The organism is Curtobacterium subtropicum (assembly GCF_030362975.1).
Classification (GTDB): domain Bacteria; phylum Actinomycetota; class Actinomycetes; order Actinomycetales; family Microbacteriaceae; genus Curtobacterium; species Curtobacterium subtropicum.
Genome location: NZ_JAUCMM010000001.1, coordinates 244,194 through 270,075 on the forward strand (window position 1 = coordinate 244,194; position 25,882 = coordinate 270,075).

The window sequence follows — 25,882 nt, forward strand, 5'->3', positions numbered from 1 at the left end:
CGACGACCCGGAGGGCGGAAACGCCGCCGGACCGACCGTCGACCAGCAGGAACCGCCCGCCCGACGGACCGGAGGGCGGAAACGCCGCAGGACCGACCGTCGACCAGCAGGAACCGCCCGCCGGACGCCCGGCGGGCAGGAACGATGAGGGAGCCATCACGGACACGACAGCAAACGCCCGCCCGACCAGCACGGACGCAGCAGAGAACGCCCGCTCGGCCCATGCCGACGCCGACAGTGACGCCACGGCCGCGCCCGCGGTGGGCACCACCCGCCTCGGGCACACCGGCCTCGAGATCAGCCGGATCGTCCTCGGCATGATGTCCTACGGCAAGCCGGACCAGGGCGCCCACCCGTGGAGCGTCGACATCGACGACGCCCGCCCGTTCGTCCGCCGCGCCTACGAGGCTGGCATCACCGCGTTCGACACCGCCAACGTCTACTCCGCGGGCTCGAGCGAGGAGATCACCGGCCAGCTCCTCAAGGAGATCGCCCCGCGCGAGGAGGTCCAGGTCTTCACGAAGGTCTTCAACCGCATGCGGCCCGGACCCAACGGCGCGGGGCTCTCGCGCGCCGCGATCATGCACGAGATCGACGCGTCACTCACCCGGCTCGGCACGGACTACGTCGACCTGTACCAGATCCACCGGTTCGACCCGCACACGCCGATCGAGGAGACCATGGAGGCCCTGCACGACGTCGTCAAGGCCGGCAAGGCCCGGTACATCGGCGCGAGCAGCATGTGGACGTGGCAGTTCGCGCAGATGCAGCACGTCGCCGCGCTGCACGGCTGGACGCCGTTCGTCAGCATGCAGGACCAGTACAACCTCCTCGAACGCGAGGAGGAGCGCGAGATGCACCCGTTCGCGCAGGCGACCGGCGTCGGCGTGATCCCGTGGAGCCCGCTCGCCCGCGGCAAGGTCACCCGCCCCTGGGACGCGCAGGGCTCGGGCAGCCGCTCGGACACCGACGAGTTCGGCAAGACGCTCTACCGCCAGGACGAGGACGCGAACCGCGCGATCGTCGACGCGGTCCAGCAGGTCGCCGAGGGCCGCGGCGCGAGCATGGCCCAGGTCGCCCTGGCATGGGTGGCAGGCAAGCCCGCGGTCACCGCGCCGATCATCGGCGCGACGAAGGAGCACCACATCGACGACGCGGTCGCCGCGGCCGCGATGGAGCTCACCGACGACGAGGTGTCGCGACTCGAGTCCGCCTACACGCCCCGGGTGCCGTCCGGTTTCTGACGCGACCGGGCGACGGACGGGAGGCGCGGTGCCGGCTGGCACCGCGCCTCCCGTCCGTCCTGGGCACATCACGGACACGGGCGCACGTCGCGCACGTCCCGCACGCCGCGCACGTCGAGCACGTCGCGCACGTCCCGCACGCCGCGCACGTCGCGCACGTCGCGCAGGTCCCGCACCTCGGTCGTCCACCGCAGACGGTCCGCCCACCGGTCGACCGCCCCTCCGGTCGAGCACCGCGGCCGGGATCCGGTCAGGCGGTGGCGTCCTGCCGCGACTCCTGCTCCAACCGGGCGATCCGCACGAGGGCCGCGCGCTCGGTGCCCGGGGTCGTCCCGAGCACCGCACCGATCCCGTCGAGCACGACCCCCGCGACCTGGCGGACCGGCAGCTGCACCGGACCGACCCCCGGTGTCCGCAGCCCGAGCATCGACCGGTGCCGCGGGTCGAGCGACGCGACCGCCCCGTCGAAGAGCGCACGGTAGCCCGGTCGGAGGAGCCTGGCGAGCGGCGGATCCTTGATGAACCGGACCACGTCGTGGGTCCGGGCGTCGGCCTTGAGCTCCCCGCGGTCGAGGTACCCGTTCATCTGCGCGCGGAGCTCGGCGTCCGACTCCGGAGCGTCGTCGACCCCCATGAGACGTCCCGCGATCGCCCACTCGCGGACGTAGGCGTCGGCTCCGCCGGGGATCGGCTTGCCCCAGACCTGGGCGCTCCGCAGGAAGGCGTCGGTGAACGCGAGGTGCACCCACCGCGCCAGGTCGGGGTCGTTCGCGGCGTACGGCTTCGTCACGCCGTGCCCGTCGACGTACTCGCCCACGACGCGCTCGTGCAGCTTGCGGACCCACCGGCTGGCGTGCGTGGCCTGCTGCGTGTCACCGTGCGACACCGTGTAGATCCACCGGATCGTGCCGGCGAGGCGACCGAACGGGTCCTCGCGGTAGCGGGAGTGGTCGGCGACACCGGCGAGTGCTCCGGGGTGGAGTGCCTGCACGAGCAGCGCCCGGACGCCGGCCAGCACGGTGTGGTTGCCGCCGTGCACGGCCCAGGTCGCGGAGCCCGGACCGAAGAAGCCCGCGTCGGAACCCTGTTCGAGCTCGTCGATCCAGGCGGGACGCTCGGTCGCGCCGTTGGTGAAGGTGTCGTTGAGGCGGGAGCGGAACGCGTCGGACACGGAAGCCATGCACCCATCGTCCGTCGTGCCCCTGACAGTGGGCCCTGACAGTGGGCCCTGACGGTGGGCCCTGACGATCGGCCCTGACAGTCGGCCCTGACAACGAGCACGGCTCCGCCGGTAGGTTGGCCGAGTGAGCATCGACACGCCTCGTCCCTGGCTTGCCTCGTACGCCCCGGGGGTCCCGCACGACATCGACGAGCCCACGGGCTCGCTCTCCGACATCGTGGAGCAGTCCGCGGACCGCTTCCCGGGGAAGGTGGCGCTCGAGTTCTTCGGCAGGACGACGTCGTACGCCGACCTGCAGGAGCAGATCCTCCGCGCCGCGAACGGTCTGCGGAAGCTCGGCGTCGGCGCCGGTGACCGCGTGGCGATCGTGCTGCCGAACTGCCCGCAGCACGTCGTCGCCTTCTACGCGGTGCTCCGGCTCGGCGCGATCGTCGTCGAGCACAATCCGCTCTACACGGCGCGTGAGCTCCGCCACCAGTTCGAGGACCACGGCGCGAAGGTCGCGATCGCCTGGGACAAGTCGGTCGCCACCCTGCAGGATTTCCCCGCGGACCTGCGCCTCGACGCGATCGTGTCCGTCGACCTGACCCGCGCGATGCCCCGGGCGACCCGCCTCGCCCTGGCGCTGCCGGTCGCGAAGGCACGGGAGTCCCGCGCGAAGCTGACCACGAGCGTCCGCGGCACGACGAAGTGGGACGACCTGGTCTCCACTCGGAAGCTGTCGAAGCGCCATCCGCGCCCGACCACCAGCGACGTCGCGCTCATCCAGTACACGTCCGGCACGACCGGGGTGCCGAAGGGCGCCGTGCTCAGCCACCGGAACCTGCTCGCCAACGCTGCGCAGGCCCGCGCGTGGGTACCGACGATCCGCCGTGGGGACAACACCGTCTACGCGGTGCTGCCGATGTTCCATGCCTACGGCCTGACGCTGTGCCTGACCTTCGCGATGAGCATGGCCTCGCGGCTCGTGCTCTTCCCGGCCTTCGACCCGGCACTCGTCCTCAAGGCGATGAAGAAGCACCCGCCGACGTTCCTGCCGGCCGTGCCGCCGATCTACACCCGACTGCAGCACGCGGCGGACTCCGCGAAGGTGTCCCTGCAGGGCATCGAGATCGGCATCTCCGGCGCGATGCCGCTGTCGCAGGACGTCGTCGAGCCGTGGGAGGCCCGGACCGGCGGCTACCTGGTCGAGGGCTACGGCCTGTCCGAGTGCTCCCCCGTGCTCATGGCCAACCCGGTCTCACCGGAGCGACGCCTCGGCGCGATCGGCCTGCCGCTGTCGTCCACCGAGGCCCGCGTGGTCGACCCGGACGACCAGACCAAGGTGCTCGGCACGGGCGAAGCCGGCGAACTGCAGGTCAAGGGCCCGCAGGTGTTCCGCGGCTACTGGGGCAAGGCCGAGGCCACCGACGAGGTGTTCACGCCCGACGGTTGGTTCCGTACCGGTGACGTCGTCTCGATCGACGCCGACGGCTTCGTCAGCATCGTCGACCGGCTCAAGGAACTCATCATCACCGGCGGCTTCAACGTCTCACCGTCCGAGGTCGAGGACGCCCTGCTCAAGCACCCCAGCGTCCGCGAGGTCGCCGTCGTCGGCATCACGCAGGGCGGCAACGAGCAGGTCGTCGCCGCGGTCGTGCCGAAGGACCCGGGGACCTTCGACGCCGAGGCCCTCCGCGCGTGGTCGCGGGACCAGCTCGCCGCCTACAAGGTGCCGCGGCGCATCGTCGTGGTCGAGGACCTGCCGCGCTCGATGATCGGCAAGGTGCTCCGGCGCAAGGTGCGGGACCAGATCACGGCGAAGTAGCGACCGCGGCAGCGGCTCACGACGGAGCAGGGCCGCAGTACCAGCTCACGACCGAGCAGCGTCGCGGCGCCGGCTCACGACGGATCAGGGCCGCGGCGCCGTCTCACGACCGGCCAGGGCCGCGGCCCCGTCGCGGGAGCGCGAGCAGCCCGAGGCCGACGACGACGAGCGCGATGCCGGACCACCCTGCAGCGCCGAGGTGTTCCCCGACCACGAGCACGGCGAGCACCGCGGCGACCACGGGCTCGAACAACGACAGCAGCGTCGCGACCGAGGCGCTCACCCGCCGCAGTCCGACAGCGTAGAGCGAGTGTCCGAGCACCGTCGGCACCAGCGCGAGCCAGACGAACACGGGCCAGTTCGCCCCGACGGTCAGGGCGTCCCTGCCGGCGACCAGCGCGAGCACGACGAGTGGGAGCGCTGCCAGCCCGAACACGGCACCGACCACACCGCGCCCGGCTGCTGCTCCGCTCGTGGTGCCGGACACGGAACCCGACAGCGGCACCGTCAGCGGAACCGACAGCGGCGTCGACACCGGCTCCGGCACGGGCCGGGACGCCGCGTGCATGCCCCGCGCGACCGCCCAGGAGTACGTCGCGTACGTGAGCCCGGCCAGGAGGGCCGCCCCCAGACCGAGCGGCAGCGACCCGCTGCCCGGTGCCTCGGACCGCGCGAGCGTGACGACCACCATGCCGACCACGCTGACCAGCGTCGCGACGACCCATCGACCCGTGACGCGCCTCCCGTCCGCCACCCACTCCACGAGCCCGGCGAACACCGGCGACGACCCGATGGCCACCGTCGTGCCGAGCGCGACCCCCGCGTCCGCGAGCGCCGCGTAGAACGCGACCGCGTACACGACGAGCGAGACCGCTCCGAGCAGCACCCACCGCCGGGCACCGGGACCGACGACGGCTCGCACGGCGGCGCGTCCACTCGTCGCGGCGAGCACGAGCCCGCCGAGACCGAACGTCACCGCACCGAACACGAACGCCGGCACCCCGGGCGCGAAGTGCGTTGCGGTCCCCGTCGTCCCCCACACGGCGGCGGCGACGAGGACCGCCACCGCCCCACCGACCGGCGAGGAGGCGCGGTCCTCGACCGCCCCGCGCGTCACGACACGTGGACGGTCGGCCGCCGGTGCACGTCCGGCTCGGCCTCTCGAAGGACCTCACGCGTCACCGGGGCGACGTCGCCGACACCGGTGAAGACGAACCGCAGGGCGTTCTGGATCGGACTGCCCTCGTTCCACTCGAAGTAGATGCTCGGCACGACGCCGGCGATGTCCCGCACGGCGAGCAGCGTCGACGCGATGGTGTTCGGCACGTTGCCCGACCGGACGCGCAGCACGCGGTGCCCCTGCACGACGTGCCCCTCGACGACCAGGTCCTCCTCGAAGTCGGAGGAGTCGGCGGGCAGCACCTCGAGGAACATCGTCGGCACCCGAGCGGGGATGCCGGAGTCACGGCGTTCCTCACGCCCCTTGGACCGGTACGCCTCGGCCGTGCCGGCGCCGGGCTCGTTCGCGATGATGCAGACCGAGCTGAACTGGTCGGCGTCGGCCTCGATGAACTGCCGGGCGACGGCGTCCAGCTCGATCGACGACGCGCGGAGCTCGAACGACCGCCGCACGCGGGAGACCAGCGAGACGACCACGATCGCGACGATGAACACCGCGGCGATCCGGACGCCGTCCGGCCGCTCGATGACGTTCGCGACGGTCGTGTAGACGAACACGACGGTGATGACCCCGAAGGCCACCACCCGCTTCCGCTGCTGCTTCCGACGCGCGGACAGCGTCACGGCGAGGGCGGCGCTCGTGATGAGCACGAGGACACCCGTGGCGTACGCCCCGCCCTGCGCGTCGACGTTCGCCTCGAACAGGATCGTGATGGCGAAGGCGATGAGCGTGAAGATGATCACGAGCGGCCGCGTGGCACGGGCCCACTGCGGCGCCATCCCGTAGCGGGGCAGGAACCGGGGCACCAGGTTGAGGAGGCCCGCCATCGCACTCGCACCCGCGAACCACAGGATCGCGACCGTCGAGAAGTCGTACACCGAGCCGAAGACGTTGCCGAGGTACTCGTGCGCCAGGAACGCCAGGGCTCGGCCGTTCGCCTGCCCGCCGGGCTGGAACTCACGCTGCGGGATGAGGAACGTCGTCGCGATCGACGAGGTGATGAGGAACGAGCTCATGATGATCGCCGCCGTGGTGAGCAGACGACGGGTCCCGCGGATGCGGCCCTCGGGGCGTGCGCTGGTGTCGTCGGCGGCGTCCCCGCGGACCTGCGGCATCACTGCGACGCCCGTCTCGAAGCCGGACAGGCCGAGCGCGAGCTTCGGGAACACCACGAGTGCGATGCCGATCATCACGAGGGGGTTGCTGTGCTGGGTGGTGAGGCCGGTCCACCAGTCGTCGACCACGACGGGACGTTCGAACACGTGCCAGAGCGCGACCGCCACGACGACGGCGTTGAGCGTCAGGTAGACGGCGACGAGCCCGACCGCGATGCCGATGGCCTCCTTGAAGCCGCGGAGGAACACGATGCCGAGCAGCAGGAGCAGCGCGAGCGTCAGGGGCACCGGGATCTCGGTGAACCAGTGCGGCGTGAACGGGTTCTCGGCGATGTGCGCGGTGGCGTCGGCCGCCGAGAGCGTCATCGTGATCATGAAGTCGGTCACGGCGAACCCGAGCAGCACGAGCACGAAGAGCTTGCCGGCCCACCAGGGCAGGAGCTTCTCGAGCATCATGATCGAGCCGGCACCCTTGAAGCTGTCCTGCGCGACCCGACGGTAGACGGGCAGGGCGCCGAACAGGGTCACGAGCACGAGCACGATCGTCGCGATCGGTGACAGCAGCCCCGCGGCGAGCGCCGCGATGGCGGGCTGGTAGCCGAGCGTCGAGAAGTAGTCGACGCCGGTCAGGCACATCACGCGCCACCACGAGTGGGTCTTCTCGACCTCGACCTGGTGGGGGCCCTGGTGCGAGGCACCCTGATCGGCTCCGTGCAGCATCCAGCGGCGCAGTCGCACGCTGCGGTCGGAGGGTCGCCCACTGGCGCCGCCCTGGGCGGCACGCTCGGCTTCGGTCGCGGTCACGAGAGTCGATGGTAAGCGGTCCCGGCGACGCTCGGGGACGCCGCGGCCCGGTCTGTGGGAAGCGGCTCAGCCCGCACTGATCCGTGTGTACTTCCGCACCGCCAGCGGCACGAACACGACGAGCATCACCGCGATGCCGACGAGCACGGTCGCGACCGGGTGCTGCATCGTCCACACGTCGGGCACGGGCGCGCTGCCGGCGTTGCCGAACAGCTCCCGCGCGGCCTGCACGAGCGAGGACACCGGGTTCCACTCCGCGAACACGCGCAGCACCAGCGGCATGGTCTCGCTCGGCACGAACGCGTTCGAGATGAAGGTCAGCGGGAACAGCACCATGAAGGAGGCGTTGTTGATGACCTCCGGCGTCCGGACGCTCATCCCGAGCAGCGCCATCACCCAGCTGAACGCGTAGCTGAACAGCAGCAGGAGCCCGACCCCGGCGAGGAACTCGTGTGGTGCGGACCCGACCCGCCACCCGACCGCGAGCCCGGTGAGCATCATGATCACCATCGAGATCGCGTTGAGCACGAGGTCCGAGTTCGTCCGCCCGACCAGCACCGCCGACGCCGACATCGGCAGGGTCCGGAAGCGGTCGATCAGGCCCTCCTTCAGGTCCTGGGCCATCGCGGACCCCGAGAACGTCGCCCCGAAGACGACCGTCTGCGCGAAGATCCCCGCCATCAGGAACTGCGTGTAGTCGGTCCCCCGCACCTGGATGGCGCCCCCGTAGACCTGACTGAAGAGCAGCACGAACATGATCGGCTGCAGCACCGCGAACACGAGCATGTCCGGCGACCGCTTGATCTTCGTCAGGTTCCGCTTCGTGACGGTCCAGCCGTCCTCGAACCAGATCGCGACGGGCGACGTCACGACGACCGGCAACTGCTGCCGGGGCGTGCCCACGGCGGTCACCGGACACGCTCCGGAGCGCTGTCGGTCGCGTCGCCGGCCGCCGGTACGGGGTCACCACGACCCGACCTGGAGGCCCTGCCCGCGCCCGCCCCGCCGCCGCCGTCCGGCGCGCTCTCGTCGGCAGCCGTGGCAGCGTGCCCGGTGAGGCGCAGGAAGACGTCGTCGAGCGTCGGCCGGCGCATGCCGGCGTCGTGCAGCCGGATCCCCGCCTCCCCCAGGTCGGCGAGCACCCGCTGGAGCGCCTGCGGTCCCGCGTCGACCGCGATGCCGGAGGTCCGCCCGTCGGCGGAGGTCTCCACGTCCCCGACGCCGTACCGGCGCAGGGCGGTGACCACGGCCTCCCGGTCGTCCCCGTCGACCAGGGTGACGACGACCCGGTGCCCGCCCACCTGTGCCTTGAGCTGGTCGGCGGTGCCCTCGGCGATCACCCGGCCGTCGTCGATCACGGCGATGTCGTCGGCGAGCTGGTCGGCCTCTTCCAGGTACTGGGTCGTGAGCAGCACGGTGGCGCCGTCGCCGACCAGGCCCTCGATGAGCCCCCACAGCGCGAGACGGCTCCGGGGGTCGAGGCCGGTGGTCGGCTCGTCGAGGAACAGCACCCGCGGGTTCGTGACGAGTGCGCCGGCCAGGTCGATCCGGCGGCGCATCCCGCCCGAGAAGCCCTTCACCGGGCGGTCCCCGGCCTCGGACAGGTCGAACACCTCGATGAGCTCGCGTGCACGCTGCCGCGCCGCCCGCCGGCCGAGGTGGTACAGCCGACCGATCATCTCGAGGTTCTCGGCCCCGGTCAGGTTCTCGTCGACCGCGGCGTACTGCCCGGACACCCCGATGGAGCGCCGGGTCGCCTGCGGGTCGGCGACCACGTCGACGCCGTCGATCGTCGCCCGCCCGGCGTCCGGGGTGACGAGCGTCGTGAGCACCTTGACGGTGGTGGTCTTGCCGGCGCCGTTCGGCCCGAGCAGCGCCGTGACGGTGCCCTCGGGGACGGACAGGTCGAGCCCGGCCAGCGCGTGCACCGGGCCCGAGCGCGATCGGTAGGTCTTGGTCAGCCCGGAGGCCTCGATGATGGCCATGTCGCTCCCTCGTCGGCCACGTCGGTGTGGTGTGGGGTCGGCGGGAGCGACGACGTCACTCAGACGTCGAAGTCACCGCCGAAGTCGCCGAAGCCGCCGCCGCCGAAGTCACCGCCGCCGTCGTCCCAGCCCGCGTTCTCGTACCCGCCGCCGTCGGACGCGCCCGCATCGGACGCCCCGCCGTCACCGGAGTCGGCACCAGTGTCCTCCGAACCGCCGTCCCCCGCAGCATCGGTACCGCCGTCGAACGATCCGGCGTCGGGCAGGAATGCACTCATGATCGCCGAACCGATGACGTACCCGGCGACCGTGCCGAGGATCGACGCGCCGATCATCCGGCCGAACGAGGGACCGCCGCGCTGCCCCATCGCCCCGGCGCCGCCGTTCATCCCGCCGAGCGAGCGCTCCATGAAGCCGGGCTGGCGGATCTCGGAGCGGGTCGCCGCCTGGGCCAGGGACCGCGGGTCGTCCCCACGGGGAGCCTCGCCGTCGGGCGCGCTGCGGGTGAACTCCTCGTAGACCATCCGGCGCTGCTCGGGCGTCAGGGTCGCGAAGGCCTCGGCGTGGACCTCCTCGATGCGCTCCGGCGGTGCCGTGCGGAGCAGGTAGCGGTAGCGCTCGACGGCGCGCTCGTCCTCGGTCGAGGCCGCCTGCTGACCGCCCGGCTGCTGGCCACCGGGCTGGCCCGGACCCCACTGCGGGGTGCCGTACTGCTGACCGCCGAACTGCTGACCTGGCTGCGCCCCGTACTGTTGACCGCCGTACTGTTGACCGCCGTCCTGCTGGACCGGCGGCACCTGGTACGACTGCTGCCCGTACCGGTAGCCCTGCTGGGCCGGCTGCTGCGGCGGCTGCGGCGGCTGCGGCTGACCCCACCCGCCCTGCTGGTCGCGGTCACGGTCGGGACGGCCGAGCAGTCGGTCGAGGAATCCCATGTCGTTGCTCCTTCGGTGCGGTCCGCCCCGGTCGGGAGGGTCCGTCGGAGCCACACTAGGCAGCGCCGACGACCGCTGACTGTACGACCGCACAGAACCAGCCGAGAGCGGTGTCCGTGCACGGTGTCAGCGCCGCACGGCAGCGCCAGCGGTCAGCGAGCGCCGAGCGCCGAGGACCAGATCGTGAAGAGCTCGTCGGCCGCGCCCGGGTGCGCGACGAGGACTGGCTCCCCGGCCCGGGGGAAGCCGTCGACGGGTCCGTCGAGCGTGAGCACCACTCCCCCGGCCTCGTGCACCAGCAACACCGCCGCGCCGTGGTCCACGGGGTCGAACGACGGCACGCACCCGCCCACCCCGCGACCGGCGGCGACCTGCGCGAGCGTCAGCGTGCTGGAACCCATCACGCGCACGGCGCAGGAGCGCTCTGCCAGCGCGACCACGAGCCTCCCGAGTCCGTCCCACGCGCCGAGGCCGCCGAACTCGGCCCCCACGACGGCCCCGGCGAGCGGCCGCGGCGCGTCGTCGAGCCGGAGCGGTGTGTCACGGAGCACCGCACCGCGACCGCGCCGCGCTTCGAGCACCTCGCCCCGCCACGGGTCGGCCACGACCCCGACGAGGGGCTGCCCGGCGCGGGTCAGGCAGAGCGACATCGCCGTCCAGGGCACCCCGTTGACCAGGTTCGTCGTCCCGTCGACCGGGTCGAGCCACCAGTGGTGTCGGTCGCCGGGCGCCGTGCCGTACTCCTCGCCCGTGAACCCGTGCGTGGGGAAGGCCGCGCGGACGCGGGACCGGACGAGTCGCTCGACCGCACGGTCGACGTCGGTGACGGGGTCGCCGTCGCCGTGCTTCGTCGCGACCTGCCCGATCGGGTGCTCGCGGGTGAACGCGATGACCTCGTGCGCGATGCGGTGAGCGAGCGCCTGGGCGCGCGTGCCCACCTCGTCCTCGGTCGGTCCGCGCTCGGACAGCGCCCAGCCGTCCCGCTCCCCTCCGGCCAGCACGGCGCGGACGGAGGCGACGTCCTCCGTGGCCACGAGGTCCGCACCCGTGCGCGCCGCCCAGCGGACCGGTTCCGGCTCGTCGACGGTCCGCACCGCCACCGCGAGACCGAGGTCGTGCGCCGCCGCGACCGTGTCCGGTGTCAGGAACACGTCGTCGAGCACCAGCGTCGACGGGCGGAGGCCGCTCACGTCCGCGGCCGTGGGGACGTCGAGCGACTCCCACGGCAGCCACACGTCGGTGGTCGGCAGCGCTGCCCGGACCGCGGCGAGCGCCGGTGACGTCCCCGTCCACGCCACCGCGGTGTCCCAGGCCGACGCGGCGACGGTGCGGGTCGCGACGAGGGCGTCCGCGGGGTCGACGACGTGGAGCAGCACGGCGGCCCGGCAGCCGTCGAGCCGTTCGAGCACGGCGTCGAGGCGCGGGATGCGGTCGAGCCCGTTGCCGAGCCGGGCGACCTCGCACCACGAGACCTCGGCGACGCGGCGCGGGTCGCCCCAGAGCCGGCCGAGGGTCTCGTCGTGCAGCAGGACCGCGACGCCGTCGGCGGTCCGGCGGACGTCGACCTCGACGACGTCGGCACCGAGGGCCTCGGCGACGGCGATGGAGGGCAGGGTGTCCTCGCGCCGGACCCGGGGCGCGCCACGACGGGCCACGAGTCGCGGGAGGGTCCTCGCTGCACGGACGTCGTGGTCGGGGCCGACGGTGGCGTGGTCGAGGGTCGTCATCCCGGCATGTTCCCCGCAGCGGGTGGCGGGTGGGTGACCGGCGGATGAACGGGAGCGGCGGTGCGCTCGTGCGGCGGTGCGCTCGTGCTGCGGTACGTGTGTGTCGCCCGTGCGCTCGTGCGGCGGCGCGGGTGCCTCGCGGCGGCCGGTCGTTCGGGCCCGTGCCGTCGCCGGGCGCACGTCCGGTCAGGCGCGCCCGCGACCCCGGCGACCGACACGGAGGACGAGCCCGGCGACGAGACGCCACCCCGGCAGGAAGACCGCCAGGACGATCGTCGCCACGATGACGAACGACAGCGGCAGCGGGTCGCCCGCGACGTCGCCCTGCCCGGTCAGCACCCGGAGCAGCATCCCGATCGCGACCGTGGCCACCCAGACGACCACGCCCGTCGGCCACACGCGCAGGGGGCGACGCCACCCGAGGACGACCAGCCAGCCGACGAGCCACCCGGCCAGGAACGGGTAGGCCGTGGTCCAGGTGCCGGCGAACGACGTGGCCTCGGCGTGCGAGGACCGCCCGACGAGCGCGAACACGACGATGAGGACGATGTCGACGACGGCTGCGATCCAGCCCCGGGTACGAGTCACCCACCCATTCTCGCGCGGTCGCGCCCCCACGGGTGACACGCCGACACGCATGGGACCGCCGTCAGAAGAGCCCGGCGCGACCGGGTTCCCCCGGTCCGTCGAACCCGCGGAACATGTCGGACACCAGCGCCGCGATCTGCGGTTCCACCAGCCGCTCGACGGCCTCGGCGATGCGCGGACGGTGCTCGACGAGGGCCAGGCACACCGCCGTCCCGGTCGCCCGCGCACACTCGTCGGACAGGGCGATCTCGTGCCGCAGTGCCGCCTTCGCCTCGTCGGAGAGCGGCTCGCGCGGGGTCTGCTCGCCCGCGCCCGTGCCGGTCATCTCGTCGAGGGTGAAGAGGAACGGCTCCCCCGGCGACGGCTCCGGGTCCACGTCGAGGCCCTGGAACTCCGGCGAGAGGCCCTCGGTCGGCTGGTAGCCCGCGTGCCGCTTCCGGGCGGCGGCCCGTTCGAGCTCGCGCTGGAGCAGCGGGAGGTTCTTCGCGGTGTACTCGTCGACGGCGTCCTCCACGATGGTCGAGATCCGACCGATCAGCGCGTGCTGGACCGCGTGCGGTACGTCCGGACCGAACCCCGCAGCGGAGGCGATCGGCGACCCGGTGCACTTCCGGCAGATCCGCGTCCGAGGCCGGGCGGTCCCGATCTGCCACCGCGGCAGCCACCGCAACCACACGTCGACCGCGCCCCGCACGCGACCGTCGATGCCGTCCATCCCTCAACAGTAGGCCGCGCGGCGCGCATCCTCCCGGAGCACGCCCGGGCGGGCGGAAACGCAAGCGAACCTCGCGCCGGAGGCGCCGGTTCCGCCCGCCCAGCTCCGCACGCCCGGCATCCACCCACCGCACACCGCGAGCGGGCGGAAACGGAGGTGCGACCCGGACCGGAGGCGCAGCTTCCGCCCGCCCACCCGCCCACGCCCGGAACGCACTCGCCAACGCCCCGCGAGCGGGCGGAAACGGGGATGCGACCCGAACCGGAGGCGCGACTTCCGCCCGCTCAGCGACGCACGCCCGGAACGCACTCGCCAACGCCCCGCGAGCGGGCGGAAACGGGGATGCGACCCGGACTGGAGGCGCGACTTCCGCCCGCTCACCGGCGCACGCCCGGAACGCACTCGCCAACGGCCGCGAGCGGGCGGAACCGGGAACGCCACCCGGACCGGAGGCGCGACTTCCGCCCGCTCACCGGGGCACGCCCGGCGCACGCCCGGCATCCACCCGCCGCACCCCACGAGCGGGCGGAAACGGGGGCGGGCCCCGGACCGGAGGCGCAGCTTCCGCCCGCTCACCCGACCACGCCCGGCATCCACCCGCCGCACACCGCGAGCGGGCGGAACCGGGAACGCCACCCGGACTGGAGGCACAGCTTCGGCCCGCCCACCGGCGCACGTCCGGCATCCACCCGCCAACGCCCGCGAGCGGGCGGAAACGGAGGTGCGACCCGAACCGGAGGCGCAACTTCCGCCCGCTCACCGGCGCACGCCCGGCATCCACCCGCCGCACACCGCGAGCGGGCCGCGACCGTCGGCGGGGCAGCCGGACGTCAGGCCTTCGGCTCGGTCACGAAGTCGATGAGCTCCTCGACGCGCCCGAGCAGCTGCGGCTCCAGGTCGGCGAAGGTCCGGACCTGCCCGAGGATCCGCTGCCAGGCGCGGGCGATGTCGGCCTGCTCCTCGGCGGGCCACCCGAGGTGCTGGCAGATGCCCTTCTTCCACTCGATCGACCGCGGGATCGTCGGCCACGCCTGCAGCCCGAGCCGCGACGGCTTCACCGACTGCCAGACGTCCACGAACGGGTGCCCGACGACGAGCACGTGCGCGCCCCACTTCCCGCGCATCACGGCGTCGGCGAAGCGGGACTCCTTCGACCCCGGCACGAGGTGGTCGACCAGGACCCCGACGCGGCGGTCCCTGGTCGGGCGGAACTCCTCGAGGACGTCCGCCAGGTTGTCGACACCGGAGAGCTCCTCGACGACCACACCCTCGACGCGCAGGTCCGCTCCCCAGACCTTCTCCACGAGTTCCGCGTCGTGCTTGCCCTCGACCATGATCCGGGAGGGCAGCGCCACGCGTGCCCGTTGCTGCTCGACGGCGAACGAGCCGGACGCGGTGCGGAGGCGACCACCGTCGGAGGCGTGCCGGACCGCCGGAGCCGCACCGGGCCTCCCGGCCGTCCCCACGGACCGCGTGGGCGGTGCCGCCGCTGCGGACCGGCCCACCGGAGCCTGCGGACGACCGAGGGTGACGAGCTCGCCCTCGAGCAGGAACTGCCCGGTGAAGGGGAAGGCGCGGGTTCGACCCTTCCAGTCCTCCAGGGTGACGTTGCCCGCCTCGAGCCCGACGACGGCGCCCGCCCAGCCGGAGTCCGGGTCCTCGAGCACCATGTCGCGTTCGAGCGGCACCTGCCGCACCTTCCTGACGCCCTTCGAGCGCCAGTCGCCCGAGAGCACGTCACTGCCGTAGCGGTCGTCGTCCACCCGGGAAGCGTAGTGTCGACGGGTCCCGCAACGGCGCCGGCACCCTGGCGCGTCACGGTACGCGCCGCGTCCACCCCCACGATCGGAAGGCCACACCGTGCGCGCAACCGTCATCCACGCCCCTCGCGACATCCGCGTCGAGGAGCGCGACACCCCCGTCCTCATCGAGCCCACCGACGCCGTCGTCAAGGTGACGGCCTCCTGCGTCTGCGGGTCCGACCTCTGGCCCTACCGCGGCGTCCGCGGGACCGAGCAGGCACACACCATCGGGCACGAGTTCGTCGGCGTCGTCGAGTCCGTCGGCGCGGAGGTCACCGACCTCGCCGCGGGCGACTTCGTCATCGCGCCGTTCACCACCAACGACGGCACCTGCCAGGCGTGCGCCCACGGCATGACGAGCGGCTGCGAGCACAGCTCGATCTTCGGCGGCACGACCGACGCGTACGGCCACCCCATCGGTGGTGCACAGTCCGAGTACGTGCGCGTGCCCGACGCCGCGGCGACCCTCGTGAAGGTCCCCGGCCCGGTGGACGACGACCTCGTGCCGTCGCTCCTCACGCTGTCCGACGTGTTCTCGACCGGGCACCACGCTGCGGTGTCGGCCGAGGTCGGCCCCGGCAAGACCGTCGTGGTCGTCGGGGACGGCGCGGTCGGGCTGTCCGCGGTGCTCGCAGCGTCGCGTCTGGGCGCCGAGCGCATCATCGCGATGAGCCGGCACGCCGACCGTCAGGCGCTGGCGCGGGAGTTCGGCGCGACCGACATCGTCGAGACCCGCGGTGACGAGGGCATCGCCGCCGTGCGCGAGCTGCTCGGCGGGGAGCTCGCCGACTGCGCCCTCGAGGCCGTCGGCACCGCTGAGAGCATGGACCAGGCGCTGCGGGTCGTCCGCCCCGGCGGCAACGTCGGCTACGTCGGTGTCCCCGCGGGGGACCCGGAGCTGCCGATGCCGTTCCTGTTCGCGAAGAACATCACCGTGGGCGGCGGCATGGCCCCGGCACGCGCGTACATCGAGGAGCTGCTCCCCGACGTGCTGTCGCGGACGATCGAGCCCGGCAGGGTGTTCGACCTCGAGCTGCCCCTCGACCAGGCGGCCGAGGCGTACGCGGCGATGGACGAGCGGCGCGCGATCAAGGTGCTGCTGCGCCCGTAGCGCCGCAACGGCGCCGGGTCCGGGTCGGCGGCACACGCTGCCCACCCGGACCCGACGAATCCCGTCAGGCGTCCCGCACCGCGAGCACCCGGTGCGGTGCCGCCCGTTCGGCGGTCCATCCCGTCGGCAGCGCCTCCTGCAGCTCGGGCACCGTGAACGACCGGCGGATCGAGCGGAGCCCGTCCACCCGGACGAACGTGCCGGCGGACACCAGCGGCGACGCCAGCGCGTACGCCCGGTACGCCTGCCGGGACCGCCGGATGTCGGAGTGCAGGCTCCGCCCGGTGGCCAGCCGCTCGGAGTCGGCGAGGAACCCGGCCCTGGCGTCGTCGTCCAGGTGGTGCAGCACGTGGTTCGAGACGACGACGTCGAACCGCTCCCCCGCCGCGACGAGGTCCGCGCTCGACGCCTGGCGGAAGGTCACCCCCCGGGAGGTCGACCGGCGAGCCGCGGTGATCGCGCGCTCGTCGGGGTCGACCCCGACGACCTCGAGCGAGAAGCCGTCACTCCCCGCCCACCGGACGAGCGAACGCGCGAGGTCCCCACCGCCGCACCCGAGGTCGAGCACGCGGGCGCGACCGCTCGGCGGGAGCGCCGGGACGACGTGCGTGCGCCACACCGCCCGCCATCCGCTGACCAGTGCGTTCACCACGGCGAACCGTCGGAAGGTCCGATCGAGCACGCGCGGATCGCACCCCGGGTCGTCCATCAGCTCCTGCAACTCGGTGTCCCGCTGCCGCAGGTCGACGGCGCGGAGTCCGGGCTCGCGGCGGTCGTCCGCGCCGCGCACGGACCAGGTGCGGTCGTTCACGCCTCGACCGCCGTGAGCCTCGCGCTCTCGACCGTCAGCCCGGGTCCGAAGGCGACGGCCGCGACCGGGGAGCCCGGCGCGAGCCCCTGCTCGACCGCGTCCCGGAGCACGAACAGCACCGTCGCGCTCGACATGTTGCCGTGGTCCCGGAGCACGGCGCGACTGGAGGCGACGGCGCCGTCGGGCAGCGCGAGGGCGTCCTGGGCGCGGTCGAGGATCGCCCGTCCGCCGGGGTGCACCGCCCACACGGGCAGGTCGGCGAACGTCTCGCCCTCACCGAGCAACGCGGTGACGGCAGCGGGCACGTGCACACCCACGAGCTTCGGGACCGCGGTCGAGAGCACCATCTCGAAGCCCTCGTCGCCGATGTTCCAGGCCATCTCCGACGCCCCCTCGGGCACCGTCGCGGTGGCGAAGCGCTCGATCCGCAGGCCCGGTCCGCCCGAGGTCACGACCGCCGCGGCGGCACCGTCCCCGAAGACGCTGTTCGCGACGATCTGGTCCGGGTCGTCCGACGCGCGGACGTGGAGCGTGCAGAGCTCGGCGCAGACGACCAGCACGACGGCGTCGGGGTCCGCCTCGGCGAAGGCCGCCGCGATCCGGAGTGCCGGGAACGCCGCGCAGCACCCCATGAAGCCGATGTGGTGGCGGAAGACCCCCGCCGGCAGCCCGAGCTGGTCGACGACGTCGATGTCGGGCCCGGGCTGCGTGAACCCCGTGCACGAGACCGTGACCAGGTGGCTGATGCGCTCCGGTGCGATCGCGGCACGCTCGACGGCATCCCGAGCGGCCGCGACGAAGAGCGCCGGGGCGAGGTCGCGGTAGCGGTCGTTGCGGGTGCCGGTGGACGGCGACACGAGCGCGCCGGCGTCCTGACGGAACAGTCCGCCGGGCCGCGCGGCGTCGAGCTCCTCGATGACGGTGTGCCGGTGCTCGACGGCGGATGCGTCGAAGGCTGCCGGGACGATCCGCGCGCCCAACCGACCGAGGTCCGGCTGTCCGGCGAACAGGTCACGCACCGCACCCTGGTCGAGGGTGGTGTCGGGGACGGCGGTCCCGATGGCGCGGATCGTTGCGGTCACTCCTCATCCTGTCACCGGGTTGCTGACGCGTCCCCAGGATCGCGCACCGGCCGGACGACGGACGGGAGGCACGTGGCGGCCCCGCCACCCCCTCTCGCAGGCCCGGTCGGCGCGCCCCGCGCAACGCTCCGCATCGCGGCCGAGCGGGGCGCGCCCGTCCGTCGTCGTGGTCGCGCTACGACTGCTGCGCGCGCTCCAGCACCAGCTCGCGGACGCGCGCGGCGTCGGCCTGGCCCTGCATGGCCTTCATGACCGCACCGATGATCGCGCCGGCGGCCTGGACCTTGCCGTCACGGATCTTCGCGAGGACGTCCGGCTGGGCCGCGAGTGCCTGGTCGACCGCGGCGGTGAGCGCGGAGTCGTCCGACACGACCTTCAGCCCACGGGCCTCGACGACCTGCGTCGGCGAGCCCTCGCCCGCGATGACGCCCTCGAGCACCTGGCGCGCCAGGCGGTCGGTCAGGTCACCGGACTCGACGAGCGCGATCGTCTCGGCGACGTGCTGCGGCGAGACGAGGTCACCGGGGGTGGTGTCCTGCGCGTTCGCGACGCGGCTGATCTCACCGGTCCACCACTTGCGGGCGGCCTGTGGCGACGCACCCGCGGCCACGGTCGCCTCGACCTCGTCGAGCAGTCCGCCGTTGACGACGTCCTGGAACTCGAGGTCGCTGAAGCCCCACTCGCCCTTCAGACGACGGCGACGGGCGACGGGCGCCTCGGGCAGGGACGCCCGGAGCTCCTCGACCACGGCCGGGTCCGGCACGACCGGCAGCAGGTCGGGCTCCGGGAAGTAGCGGTAGTCGTCCGCGTCCGACTTCGGACGTCCGGCCGAGGTGCGGCCGGTGTCCTCGTGCCAGTGGCGTGTCTCCTGCGTGATCGTGCCGCCCGCGGCGAGGATCGCGGCCTGCCGCTGGATCTCGTAGCGGATGGCGCGCTCGACCGCGCGGAACGAGTTGACGTTCTTCGTCTCGGTCCGGGTGCCGAGCTCCTCCTGCCCCCAGGGACGCAGCGAGATGTTCGCGTCGCAGCGCAGGTTGCCGCGCTCCATCCGGGCTTCGGAGACGCCCAGCGCGCGGACGAGGTCACGGATGACCTGCACGTACGCGGCCCCGAGCTCCGGAGCGCGGTCCTTCGCGCCGAAGATCGGCTTCGTGACGATCTCGACCAGCGGGACTCCGGCGCGGTTGTAGTCGACGAGCGAGTACTCCGCGCCCTGGATGCGCCCGGTGGCACCGCCGACGTGCGTCAGCTTGCCGGCGTCCTCCTCCATGTGGGCGCGCTCGATCGGCACCCGGAAGATCGTCCCGTCGGCCAGTTCGACCTCGACCTCGCCCTCGAACGCGATCGGCTCGTCGTACTGCGAGATCTGGTAGTTCTTCGGGTTGTCCGGGTAGTAGTAGTTCTTCCGGGCGAACCGCGAGGACTCGGCGATCGAGCAGCCGAGCGCGAGCCCGAGCTGGATCGAGTAGCGCACGGCCTGCTCGTTCACGACCGGCAGCGACCCGGGCAGGCCGAGGTCGACCGGGGTCACGTTCGTGTTGGGCTCGCCACCGAAGAAGTTCGGGGCGTCCGAGAACATCTTGGTCTTCGTCGCGAGCTCGACGTGGACCTCGAAGCCGAGCACCGGCTCGAAGCGCTCGAGCGCCTCGTCGAAGTCCATCAGCGCGTCCTTCTGCGCCATCAGATCACACCTTCCTGCGCAGCGGACTGCTGAGACTGGTCGAGGTCCGGGATGCTGTCGATGAGCGGGCGACCCCACTGCTGCTCGAGCAGGCGCTCGAGCGCGGCGCCGTACCGGTACAGACGGGCGTCCTCGCGCTGCGGGGCCATGAGCTGCACGCCGGTGGGCAGGGAGTCCTCGGGCGCGAGGCCGTTCGGGATGCTCATGCCGGGGACACCGGCGAGGTTCGCCGGGATCGTCGTGAGGTCGTTGAGGTACATCGACAGCGGGTCGTCGAGGCGCTCCCCGAGCGGGAACGCCGTCGTCGGCGCCGACGGGCTGATGAGCAGGTCGACCTGGTCGAACGCGGCCGCGAAGTCGCGCTGCACCAACGTGCGGACCTTCTGCGCGGAGCCGTAGTACGCGTCGTAGTACCCGGCGCTGAGCGCGTACGTGCCGAGGATGATGCGGCGCTTCACCTCGGGGCCGAACCCGGCCTCGCGCGTGGCGGCCATGACGTCCTCGACCGTGGCGCCGCCCTCGGGCGTGACGCGCAGGCCGAAGCGCACCGAGTCGAACTTCGCGAGGTTCGACGAGGCCTCTGCCGGCAGGATCAGGTAGTACGCGCTGATGGCGTAGGCGAACGACGGTGCGTCGATCTCGACGACCTCGGCCCCCGCCTGCTCGAGGATCGCCACCGTCTCCTGGAAGCGCTGCGTGACGCCGGCCTGGAAGCCCTCGCCCCCCGCGAGCTCCTTGACGATGCCGACCTTCAGCCCGCGGAGCGTGTCGGCCTGCAGGCCCTCGCGCGCGGCGGCGGCCATCGACGGCCAGGCGTCCGGGATCGAGGTCGAGTCCTTCGGGTCGTGTCCGCCGATGACGTCGTGCAGGAGCGCGGCGTCGAGGACGGTACGGGACACGGGGCCGATCTGGTCGAGCGACGACGCGAGCGCGATCGCGCCGTACCGGCTGACCCCGCCGTAGGTCGGCTTCACGCCGACCGTGCCGGTGACCGCACCGGGCTGGCGGATCGAGCCACCGGTGTCGGACCCGAGGGCGAAGGGTGCCTCGTGCGCGGCGACCGCGGCAGCCGAACCACCGCCGGACCCGCCGGGGATCCGGTCGAGGTCCCACGGGTTGCGGGTCGGACCGTAGGCCGAGAACTCGGTTGTCGAGCCCATCGCGAACTCGTCCATGTTGGTCTTGCCGAGCGGCACCAGGCCGGCGGCGCGGAGCCTGGCGACCGGGGTGGCGTCGTAGGGCGGTCGCCAGCCCTCGAGGATCTTCGACCCCGAGGTCGTCGGCATGTCCTGCGTGCACAGGACGTCCTTGATCGCGATCGGGACGCCGGCGAGCGCGCCGAGGTCGTCGCCCGCGGCACGGCGCGAGTCGATCGACTTCGCCGCCGCCAGGGCGTTCTCGTTGACGTGCAGGAACGCGTGCACGTCGCCGTCGACCGCTGCGATCCGGTCGAGGTGGGCCTGGGTGGCCTCGACGCTCGAGACGTCACGCGCGACGAGGGCGTCGGCGAGGGCGGCCGCGCTGAGGCGGGTCAGGTCGTCGGTCACTGCTCTTCTCCCAGGATGGCCGTCACGCGGAACCGTTCGCCGTCGGAGTCGGGCGCACCGGAGAGCGCCTGCTCCTGGGTCAGCGTCTGCCCCACCACGTCGGGTCGGGTGACGTTGCCGAGCGGCACCGGGTGGCTCGTCGCCGGGACGTCGTCGGTCGCGACCTCGGCGACCTTGGCGACGCTCTCGACGATGTGCGACAGCTCCCCGGTCAGCTTCTCGATCTCGTCGGGCGTGAGTGCGATACGTGCGAGGTTCGCCAGGTGGGCGACCTGCTCGCTCGTGATGTCAGGCATGGTGCTCCGTCGATCGGTTCGTGGAATGCGCACCAGTCTATTGGCCGCGTCCGGCGGCAGTGCCACGGTGACCGGGGCTGTGGAGAACCGGTCTGGAGGCCCGGTGCCGGTCGGGCGGACCGGCACCGGGCCTCCAGACCGTCACGTGGGGGCCGTCGTCACCTAGCCGTGCGACGGCGGCTGCTGGGTCGTCCCGCCCGTCGACGTCCCCTGGGCGCCCCCCGTCCCGGTCGACGTGGCGCCGGTTCCCGTGCCCGGTTGCGACCCGGACCCGGCGCCGCCGCCCTGGGCGGGCGTGCCCGCCGTCGTGCCCGTGCCGGCAGACCCCCGAGCTGCCTGTCCCTGGGCCGGCTGTCCCTGGCCCGGCTGCCCCTGGGCGCTCGCCCCCGGCGCCGACTGGTCCCCGCCGGTCGCCGCGTCCGACGCCGAACCGTCTGCCGACCGCGCCGCGGAGCCGATCATCGCCGGGTCGGGTTCGGGCAGTGCTCCCCCGCCGTACCGCTGGTCGAGCCAGGACATCATCGACCGACCCACGCCGAACTTCGCGCTGTACCCGGTGGTGCCGTGCGGGAACGAGACGTCCGCCAGGCCGACCAGTCCGGTGACGTTGCCGATCCACGTTGCGTTCGTGTACTTCGTGCTCGACGTGACGAGCCAGTTCTGCGTGTCGGCGTCGGTCGTGCCCGTCTTGGCGAACTTCGGGGTGGCGTCACCCGGGTTCGCCGAGGCCGCGGTGCCGTTCCCGGTCAGGACGCCCTGCAGCGCGTAGTCGACCGTTCCCGCGACCTCGGCGGAGACGCCCCGGGTGCAGCTCGAGGGGCTCGGCGTGATCGTGGTGCCGTCGGCCTCGCGCACCGAGTCGATGACGGTCGGCGTGCACACGACGCCGCCGTTCGCGAAACCCGCGTAGGCCTCGGCCAGGTCGATCGGCGACAGCGGGTTGGTGCCGAGCACGGACGCCGGGTTCGACGCCGGAGCCGAGCCGTCCGCCTGGTGGATGCCCATCGCCTGCGCGAGGTCCTTGATCTTGCAGAGGTCGAGCTGCTTCGCCATCGCGCCGAACGCGGTGTTGATCGACTCCGAGGTCGCCGCCTGGACGCTCATGCTCGCCGGGACGGCCTCGGCGTTCGCGACGGACCACGGCTTCCCGCCGAGGGCCTCGCACGAGTTCGTGAACTCGGACTGCGGGAACAGGTGCTCACCCGTCGGCACCGACTCGGACAGTGTGTGGCCCGACGCCAGCCACTCCGCCAGGGTGAACACCTTGTAGGTGGAGCCGGTCTGGAACCCCCCGGAGTTGCCGTACGCGGTGTCCGCGTTGTAGTCGATCGCGGTCGCACCGGGACCGGCGCTGTCGCTCTGCGTGTACGTGGTGTTCTGCACCATGGAGAGCACCCGACCCGTCCCCGGCTCGACGGTGACGTTCGTGCCGCCCAGGTCCACCCCCTCCATCGTCGACGGCACGTAGGACGACAGCGCGGACTGCGCCTGGGCCTGCAGGTCGAGGTCGAGCGACGTGTGGATCTCGAGGCCCTTCGTGTCGAGGGTCTCGATGCGCTCCGCCGCGGTCTTCCCGAACGCCGGGTCCTGCAGCACCTGGTTGCGGACGTAGTCGCAGAAGTAGCCGGCGTCGTACGCACTCGCCGCCGCGGAGCACCCGTTCGCGGTGTCGGTGACGTGCGGGGTGATCGGGGTGGCCTTCGCCTGGTCGAGCTGCGCCTTCGAGATGTCGTGGTGCACGTACATCCGCTGCAGGACGTAGTCCCGTCGGGTCTTCGTCGCGGCGTAGCCGTTCGCCGCGCCGTTGTCCTTGTCGTCCGGCTCGTCGATGCGCAGGTTGGCGGGGTTGTTCAGGATCGCGACGAGGGTCGCCGACTGCGGGAGCGACAGGTCCTTCGCGTGCACGCCGAAGTAGTACTCGGCCCCCGCCTCGGCGCCGTAGACGCGGCCGCCGAGCCCGACGAGGTTCAGGTAGCCGGTGAGGATCTGGTCCTTCGTGTACTTCTTGTCGACCGCGATCGCGTAGCGCATCTCCTGCAGCTTGCGCTGCGGCGTCACCCCCGCGGCGTCCTGGTAGCACGCCGCGACCTTCGCCTTCGTGGCGGCCGCGTCCGCGCCGGTGAGCTGCTCGCACTGCTGCACGAGGACGTTCTTCACGTACTGCTGCGTGATGCTCGAACCGCCCTGCACGTCACCGCCGACGACGGTCGCCGCGACGCCGCGGACGGTCCCGAGGACGTCGATGCCGCCCTCGTCCTCGAAGCGGGGGTCCTCGGTGTCGATCGCGGCGCGCTTGAGCGAGTCGGCCATCGCGCTCGACGCGACGTCGGTGCGGTTCTCCGCGTAGAACGAGGCGATCTTGACCTGCTGCCCGTCCTTCGTCGCGTAGACCGACGAGACCTGCTGCGGGGTCTGGATGTCGAGGTAGCTCGGCAGGTCCTCGAAGAACGACACCGCCCCGGAGGCGCCCTCGCCCGCGACGGCGACGGCAGGGGTCACCGCGACCGCCACCAGCAGACCCGCGAGCCCGGACATGGCGACGAAGGTCGTGAGGGCACCGGTCCACCGCATCGCACGCATGGCGGCACGGTACGGGGCGGGACTGGGGTCGTTCTGCCGTGGAACGGTCGGGGGCTGCGGCGGCGCTCAGGAACGTCCACAGGGACGAGGACGAGGACAGAGACGAGCGCGGTGTCGGAGCCGGCTGGGTCGACCCGTGCCGGACCCGTCCGCGCCGGACCCCGGCCGGATCAGTCGCGGGGGTGCAGGTCCTGAGGACGCAGGAGGTACATGTCGGGTAGGGACTGCCCACCGCCGTCGCCGCCCTGGCCGCGTCGCGCCTGGTGCCGGACGAGGTCTCCGCGCCCGATGCCGATGAGGGCGACGTCGTGCAGCGAGGCGGTGCCGGGCTTCAGGTAGTCGTTGTGGCCGACGGGTCGGCGGAACACGCCCGCGTCCGTCCCGACCGTGTCCGCCGACAGGTCGAGGAGCGTCGACCCGAACCCCGGGGACCCCGGGTCGGTCCCGAAGTACCCCGAGCCGGCGATCGGGTCGCTGTGCGCGTCGCCGACGTAGACCTGACCGGCCCGGACCGCGAGGTCCGCGGCGGACTGCACATCGCTGCCCGGTGAGCCGAGCACCGTGAGGGAGTCCGCCTGCATGTGCCCGGACGACAGGGCCATCAGGGCCGTCGTCGACCCGTAGGAGTGCGCGACGACGTTCAACCGGGGTCGGTCGGCACCGCGGACGGCGTCGAGGCCGTCGACGACGCGTTCGAGCCGGTCGGCCCCGGTGCGCGCGAGTCCGAGCGACAGGATGTTGGACATGTCCGGCGTGCGGTAGCCCATCCACGCGAGCACCGCCGTCCCCTCCGTCGAGGCGTCCGCTGCGACTCGACCGGTCCGCGTCGCGGCGAGCGCCGACACCGCGGTCTGCTCGTCGTACAGGTCGCTCGCGGTGTCCGTGAAGTCGTGCATCTGCCCGTTCACGGTGAAGAACATCCCCGGGACGACCACCGTGACGTCCCGGGCGCTCGACAGATCCCCGACGGCGATCGCTGCGCGCCCGCTGCCCCGGGTGTCGAGGACGACCAGGTGCCGGGGACCCCCGCCGGGCTCCTGGCGCAGGGCGTCCCGGACCTGCTCGAGCAGCGCGGTGCGGGCGGCGGTCCGACCCGCGCCGTCGGTCAGCTCGTCGTCGAGGGTGCTCCGGTTGGCTCGGTCACGGACGTCGTACGGCACCCCGTCCAGGTTGCCCACGACCGCCGGCGCGAACGTGACCAGACGCTCCTGCGCCGCGACACCCAGCGCTTCCCACCACCGTGCGACCGAGACGGCCGTCGGTGGTCGGTCCTGGGCGGTCGCGAGCACCCGCTCGTCGGAGTCGGCGCGCACCAGCTCGTCCGGGCCGGACGTGCCGAGCGCGTCGAGGAACGCTGCGCCCCGCGCCGCTGCCAGCGGATCGAGGTCGGCGGTGTCGGCGCCGACCGGAGCCGACGGGACCTCGCGCAGGACGACCCGCGCGGCCGTGTGCGCGCCCTGTGGTTCCGGACCGGGCACGGCGGGGGCCTCGACCACTCCCATCGAGTGCATCGAGGCGGTGAGTAGCAGGGCCGCGGCGATGAGCAGCAATCAGGTCTCCCCGGGAAGGCCGTGTCGTCGACCCCCTCAGGCGACGATTGATGCCCTTTCGAGTGTAAGGAGAATGTGCTCGCGAGGGGATGCGTCCTGCAACTTGTCCCTCGAACTGGGTGCGTCCTGCGGCTGCTCACCT

The 25,882-nt window shown here is 72.9% G+C and carries 20 protein-coding genes; 3 read left to right on the top strand and 17 right to left on the bottom strand.

Annotation, left to right across the window (positions count from 1 at the left end):
• The first annotated feature begins 260 nt into the window (after window positions 1-260).
• Window positions 261-1,244, top strand: a complete 984-nt coding sequence (locus tag QUG98_RS01140) for an aldo/keto reductase (protein ID WP_289468814.1) — start codon at window positions 261-263, stop codon at window positions 1,242-1,244.
• A gap of 250 nt (window positions 1,245-1,494) precedes the next feature.
• On the opposite strand, the gene QUG98_RS01145 is transcribed toward QUG98_RS01140, so the two are convergent.
• Window positions 1,495-2,424 (bottom strand): oxygenase MpaB family protein, encoded by a 930-nt coding sequence (locus tag QUG98_RS01145; RefSeq protein ID WP_289468815.1) that lies wholly within the window; start codon window positions 2,422-2,424, stop codon window positions 1,495-1,497.
• Window positions 2,425-2,548: 124 nt separating this feature from the next.
• Between QUG98_RS01145 and QUG98_RS01150 the strand changes: the two genes are divergently transcribed.
• Window positions 2,549-4,231: a long-chain-fatty-acid--CoA ligase gene (locus QUG98_RS01150; RefSeq protein WP_289468816.1), complete on the top strand. Its 1,683-nt coding sequence runs from the start codon at window positions 2,549-2,551 to the stop codon at window positions 4,229-4,231.
• Window positions 4,232-4,334: 103 nt separating this feature from the next.
• On the opposite strand, the gene QUG98_RS01155 is transcribed toward QUG98_RS01150, so the two are convergent.
• The 9 genes from QUG98_RS01155 to QUG98_RS01195 all read right to left on the bottom strand — a co-directional run bounded on the left by QUG98_RS01155 (window position 4,335) and on the right by QUG98_RS01195 (window position 15,043).
• Window positions 4,335-5,348 carry an EamA family transporter gene (locus tag QUG98_RS01155; RefSeq protein WP_289468817.1) on the bottom strand — a complete coding sequence of 338 codons (1,014 nt, stop codon included), beginning with the start codon at window positions 5,346-5,348 and terminating at the stop codon, window positions 4,335-4,337.
• The gene (locus QUG98_RS01160; protein ID WP_434533403.1) at window positions 5,345-7,330 is read right to left on the bottom strand and encodes an APC family permease; all 1,986 of its coding nucleotides are present in this window, start codon (window positions 7,328-7,330) and stop codon (window positions 5,345-5,347) included. Before QUG98_RS01160 ends, QUG98_RS01155 begins: the two co-directional genes overlap by 4 nt.
• 66 nt (window positions 7,331-7,396) lie before the next feature.
• Window positions 7,397-8,242: an ABC transporter permease gene (locus tag QUG98_RS01165; RefSeq protein WP_434533404.1), complete on the bottom strand. Its 846-nt coding sequence runs from the start codon at window positions 8,240-8,242 to the stop codon at window positions 7,397-7,399.
• Window positions 8,239-9,315 carry an ATP-binding cassette domain-containing protein gene (locus tag QUG98_RS01170; RefSeq protein WP_289468818.1) on the bottom strand — a complete coding sequence of 359 codons (1,077 nt, stop codon included), beginning with the start codon at window positions 9,313-9,315 and terminating at the stop codon, window positions 8,239-8,241. Before QUG98_RS01170 ends, QUG98_RS01165 begins: the two co-directional genes overlap by 4 nt.
• Window positions 9,316-9,374: 59 nt before the next feature.
• Complete coding sequence (locus QUG98_RS01175) at window positions 9,375-10,250, bottom strand: hypothetical protein (protein ID WP_289468819.1); 876 nt, start codon at window positions 10,248-10,250, stop codon at window positions 9,375-9,377.
• Window positions 10,251-10,402: 152 nt separating this feature from the next.
• Window positions 10,403-11,977 (bottom strand): inositol monophosphatase family protein, encoded by a 1,575-nt coding sequence (locus QUG98_RS01180; protein WP_289468820.1) that lies wholly within the window; start codon window positions 11,975-11,977, stop codon window positions 10,403-10,405.
• A 186-nt stretch (window positions 11,978-12,163) separates the two neighbouring features.
• Window positions 12,164-12,565 carry a DUF3054 domain-containing protein gene (locus QUG98_RS01185; protein ID WP_289468821.1) on the bottom strand — a complete coding sequence of 134 codons (402 nt, stop codon included), beginning with the start codon at window positions 12,563-12,565 and terminating at the stop codon, window positions 12,164-12,166.
• Between the two features lie 61 nt (window positions 12,566-12,626).
• Entirely contained in the window at window positions 12,627-13,280 is a 654-nt protein-coding gene (locus tag QUG98_RS01190; protein ID WP_289468822.1) for a spermidine/putrescine ABC transporter substrate-binding protein, read from the bottom strand.
• 830 nt (window positions 13,281-14,110) lie between these two features.
• Window positions 14,111-15,043, bottom strand: a complete 933-nt coding sequence (locus QUG98_RS01195; protein ID WP_289468823.1) for a DUF3097 domain-containing protein — start codon at window positions 15,041-15,043, stop codon at window positions 14,111-14,113.
• 97 nt (window positions 15,044-15,140) lie between these two features.
• On the opposite strand from QUG98_RS01195, the gene QUG98_RS01200 reads away from it, so the two are divergent.
• Window positions 15,141-16,193: a zinc-dependent alcohol dehydrogenase family protein gene (locus tag QUG98_RS01200; RefSeq protein WP_289468824.1), complete on the top strand. Its 1,053-nt coding sequence runs from the start codon at window positions 15,141-15,143 to the stop codon at window positions 16,191-16,193.
• Window positions 16,194-16,257: 64 nt separating this feature from the next.
• On the opposite strand, the gene QUG98_RS01205 is transcribed toward QUG98_RS01200, so the two are convergent.
• The 7 genes from QUG98_RS01205 to QUG98_RS01235 all read right to left on the bottom strand — a co-directional run bounded on the left by QUG98_RS01205 (window position 16,258) and on the right by QUG98_RS01235 (window position 25,740).
• Window positions 16,258-17,004, bottom strand: a complete 747-nt coding sequence (locus QUG98_RS01205) for a methyltransferase domain-containing protein (protein WP_289468825.1) — start codon at window positions 17,002-17,004, stop codon at window positions 16,258-16,260.
• Window positions 17,001-18,086 carry a type III polyketide synthase gene (locus QUG98_RS01210; protein WP_289468826.1) on the bottom strand — a complete coding sequence of 362 codons (1,086 nt, stop codon included), beginning with the start codon at window positions 18,084-18,086 and terminating at the stop codon, window positions 17,001-17,003. The genes QUG98_RS01205 and QUG98_RS01210 overlap by 4 nt, the downstream gene beginning before the upstream one ends.
• A gap of 175 nt (window positions 18,087-18,261) precedes the next feature.
• The gene (gene gatB, locus QUG98_RS01215; RefSeq protein ID WP_289468827.1) at window positions 18,262-19,767 is read right to left on the bottom strand and encodes an Asp-tRNA(Asn)/Glu-tRNA(Gln) amidotransferase subunit GatB; all 1,506 of its coding nucleotides are present in this window, start codon (window positions 19,765-19,767) and stop codon (window positions 18,262-18,264) included.
• Window positions 19,767-21,314: an Asp-tRNA(Asn)/Glu-tRNA(Gln) amidotransferase subunit GatA gene (gene gatA / locus QUG98_RS01220; RefSeq protein ID WP_289468828.1), complete on the bottom strand. Its 1,548-nt coding sequence runs from the start codon at window positions 21,312-21,314 to the stop codon at window positions 19,767-19,769. Before gatA ends, gatB begins: the two co-directional genes overlap by 1 nt.
• The gene (gatC, locus tag QUG98_RS01225; protein ID WP_058728900.1) at window positions 21,311-21,610 is read right to left on the bottom strand and encodes an Asp-tRNA(Asn)/Glu-tRNA(Gln) amidotransferase subunit GatC; all 300 of its coding nucleotides are present in this window, start codon (window positions 21,608-21,610) and stop codon (window positions 21,311-21,313) included. Before gatC ends, gatA begins: the two co-directional genes overlap by 4 nt.
• Window positions 21,611-21,772: 162 nt before the next feature.
• Window positions 21,773-24,190, bottom strand: a complete 2,418-nt coding sequence (locus tag QUG98_RS01230; RefSeq protein WP_289468829.1) for a transglycosylase domain-containing protein — start codon at window positions 24,188-24,190, stop codon at window positions 21,773-21,775.
• Between the two features lie 170 nt (window positions 24,191-24,360).
• On the bottom strand, window positions 24,361-25,740 hold the full coding sequence (locus tag QUG98_RS01235; RefSeq protein WP_289468830.1) for an alpha/beta hydrolase: 1,380 nt from the start codon (window positions 25,738-25,740) through the stop codon (window positions 24,361-24,363).
• Between the last annotated feature and the right edge of the window lie 142 nt (window positions 25,741-25,882).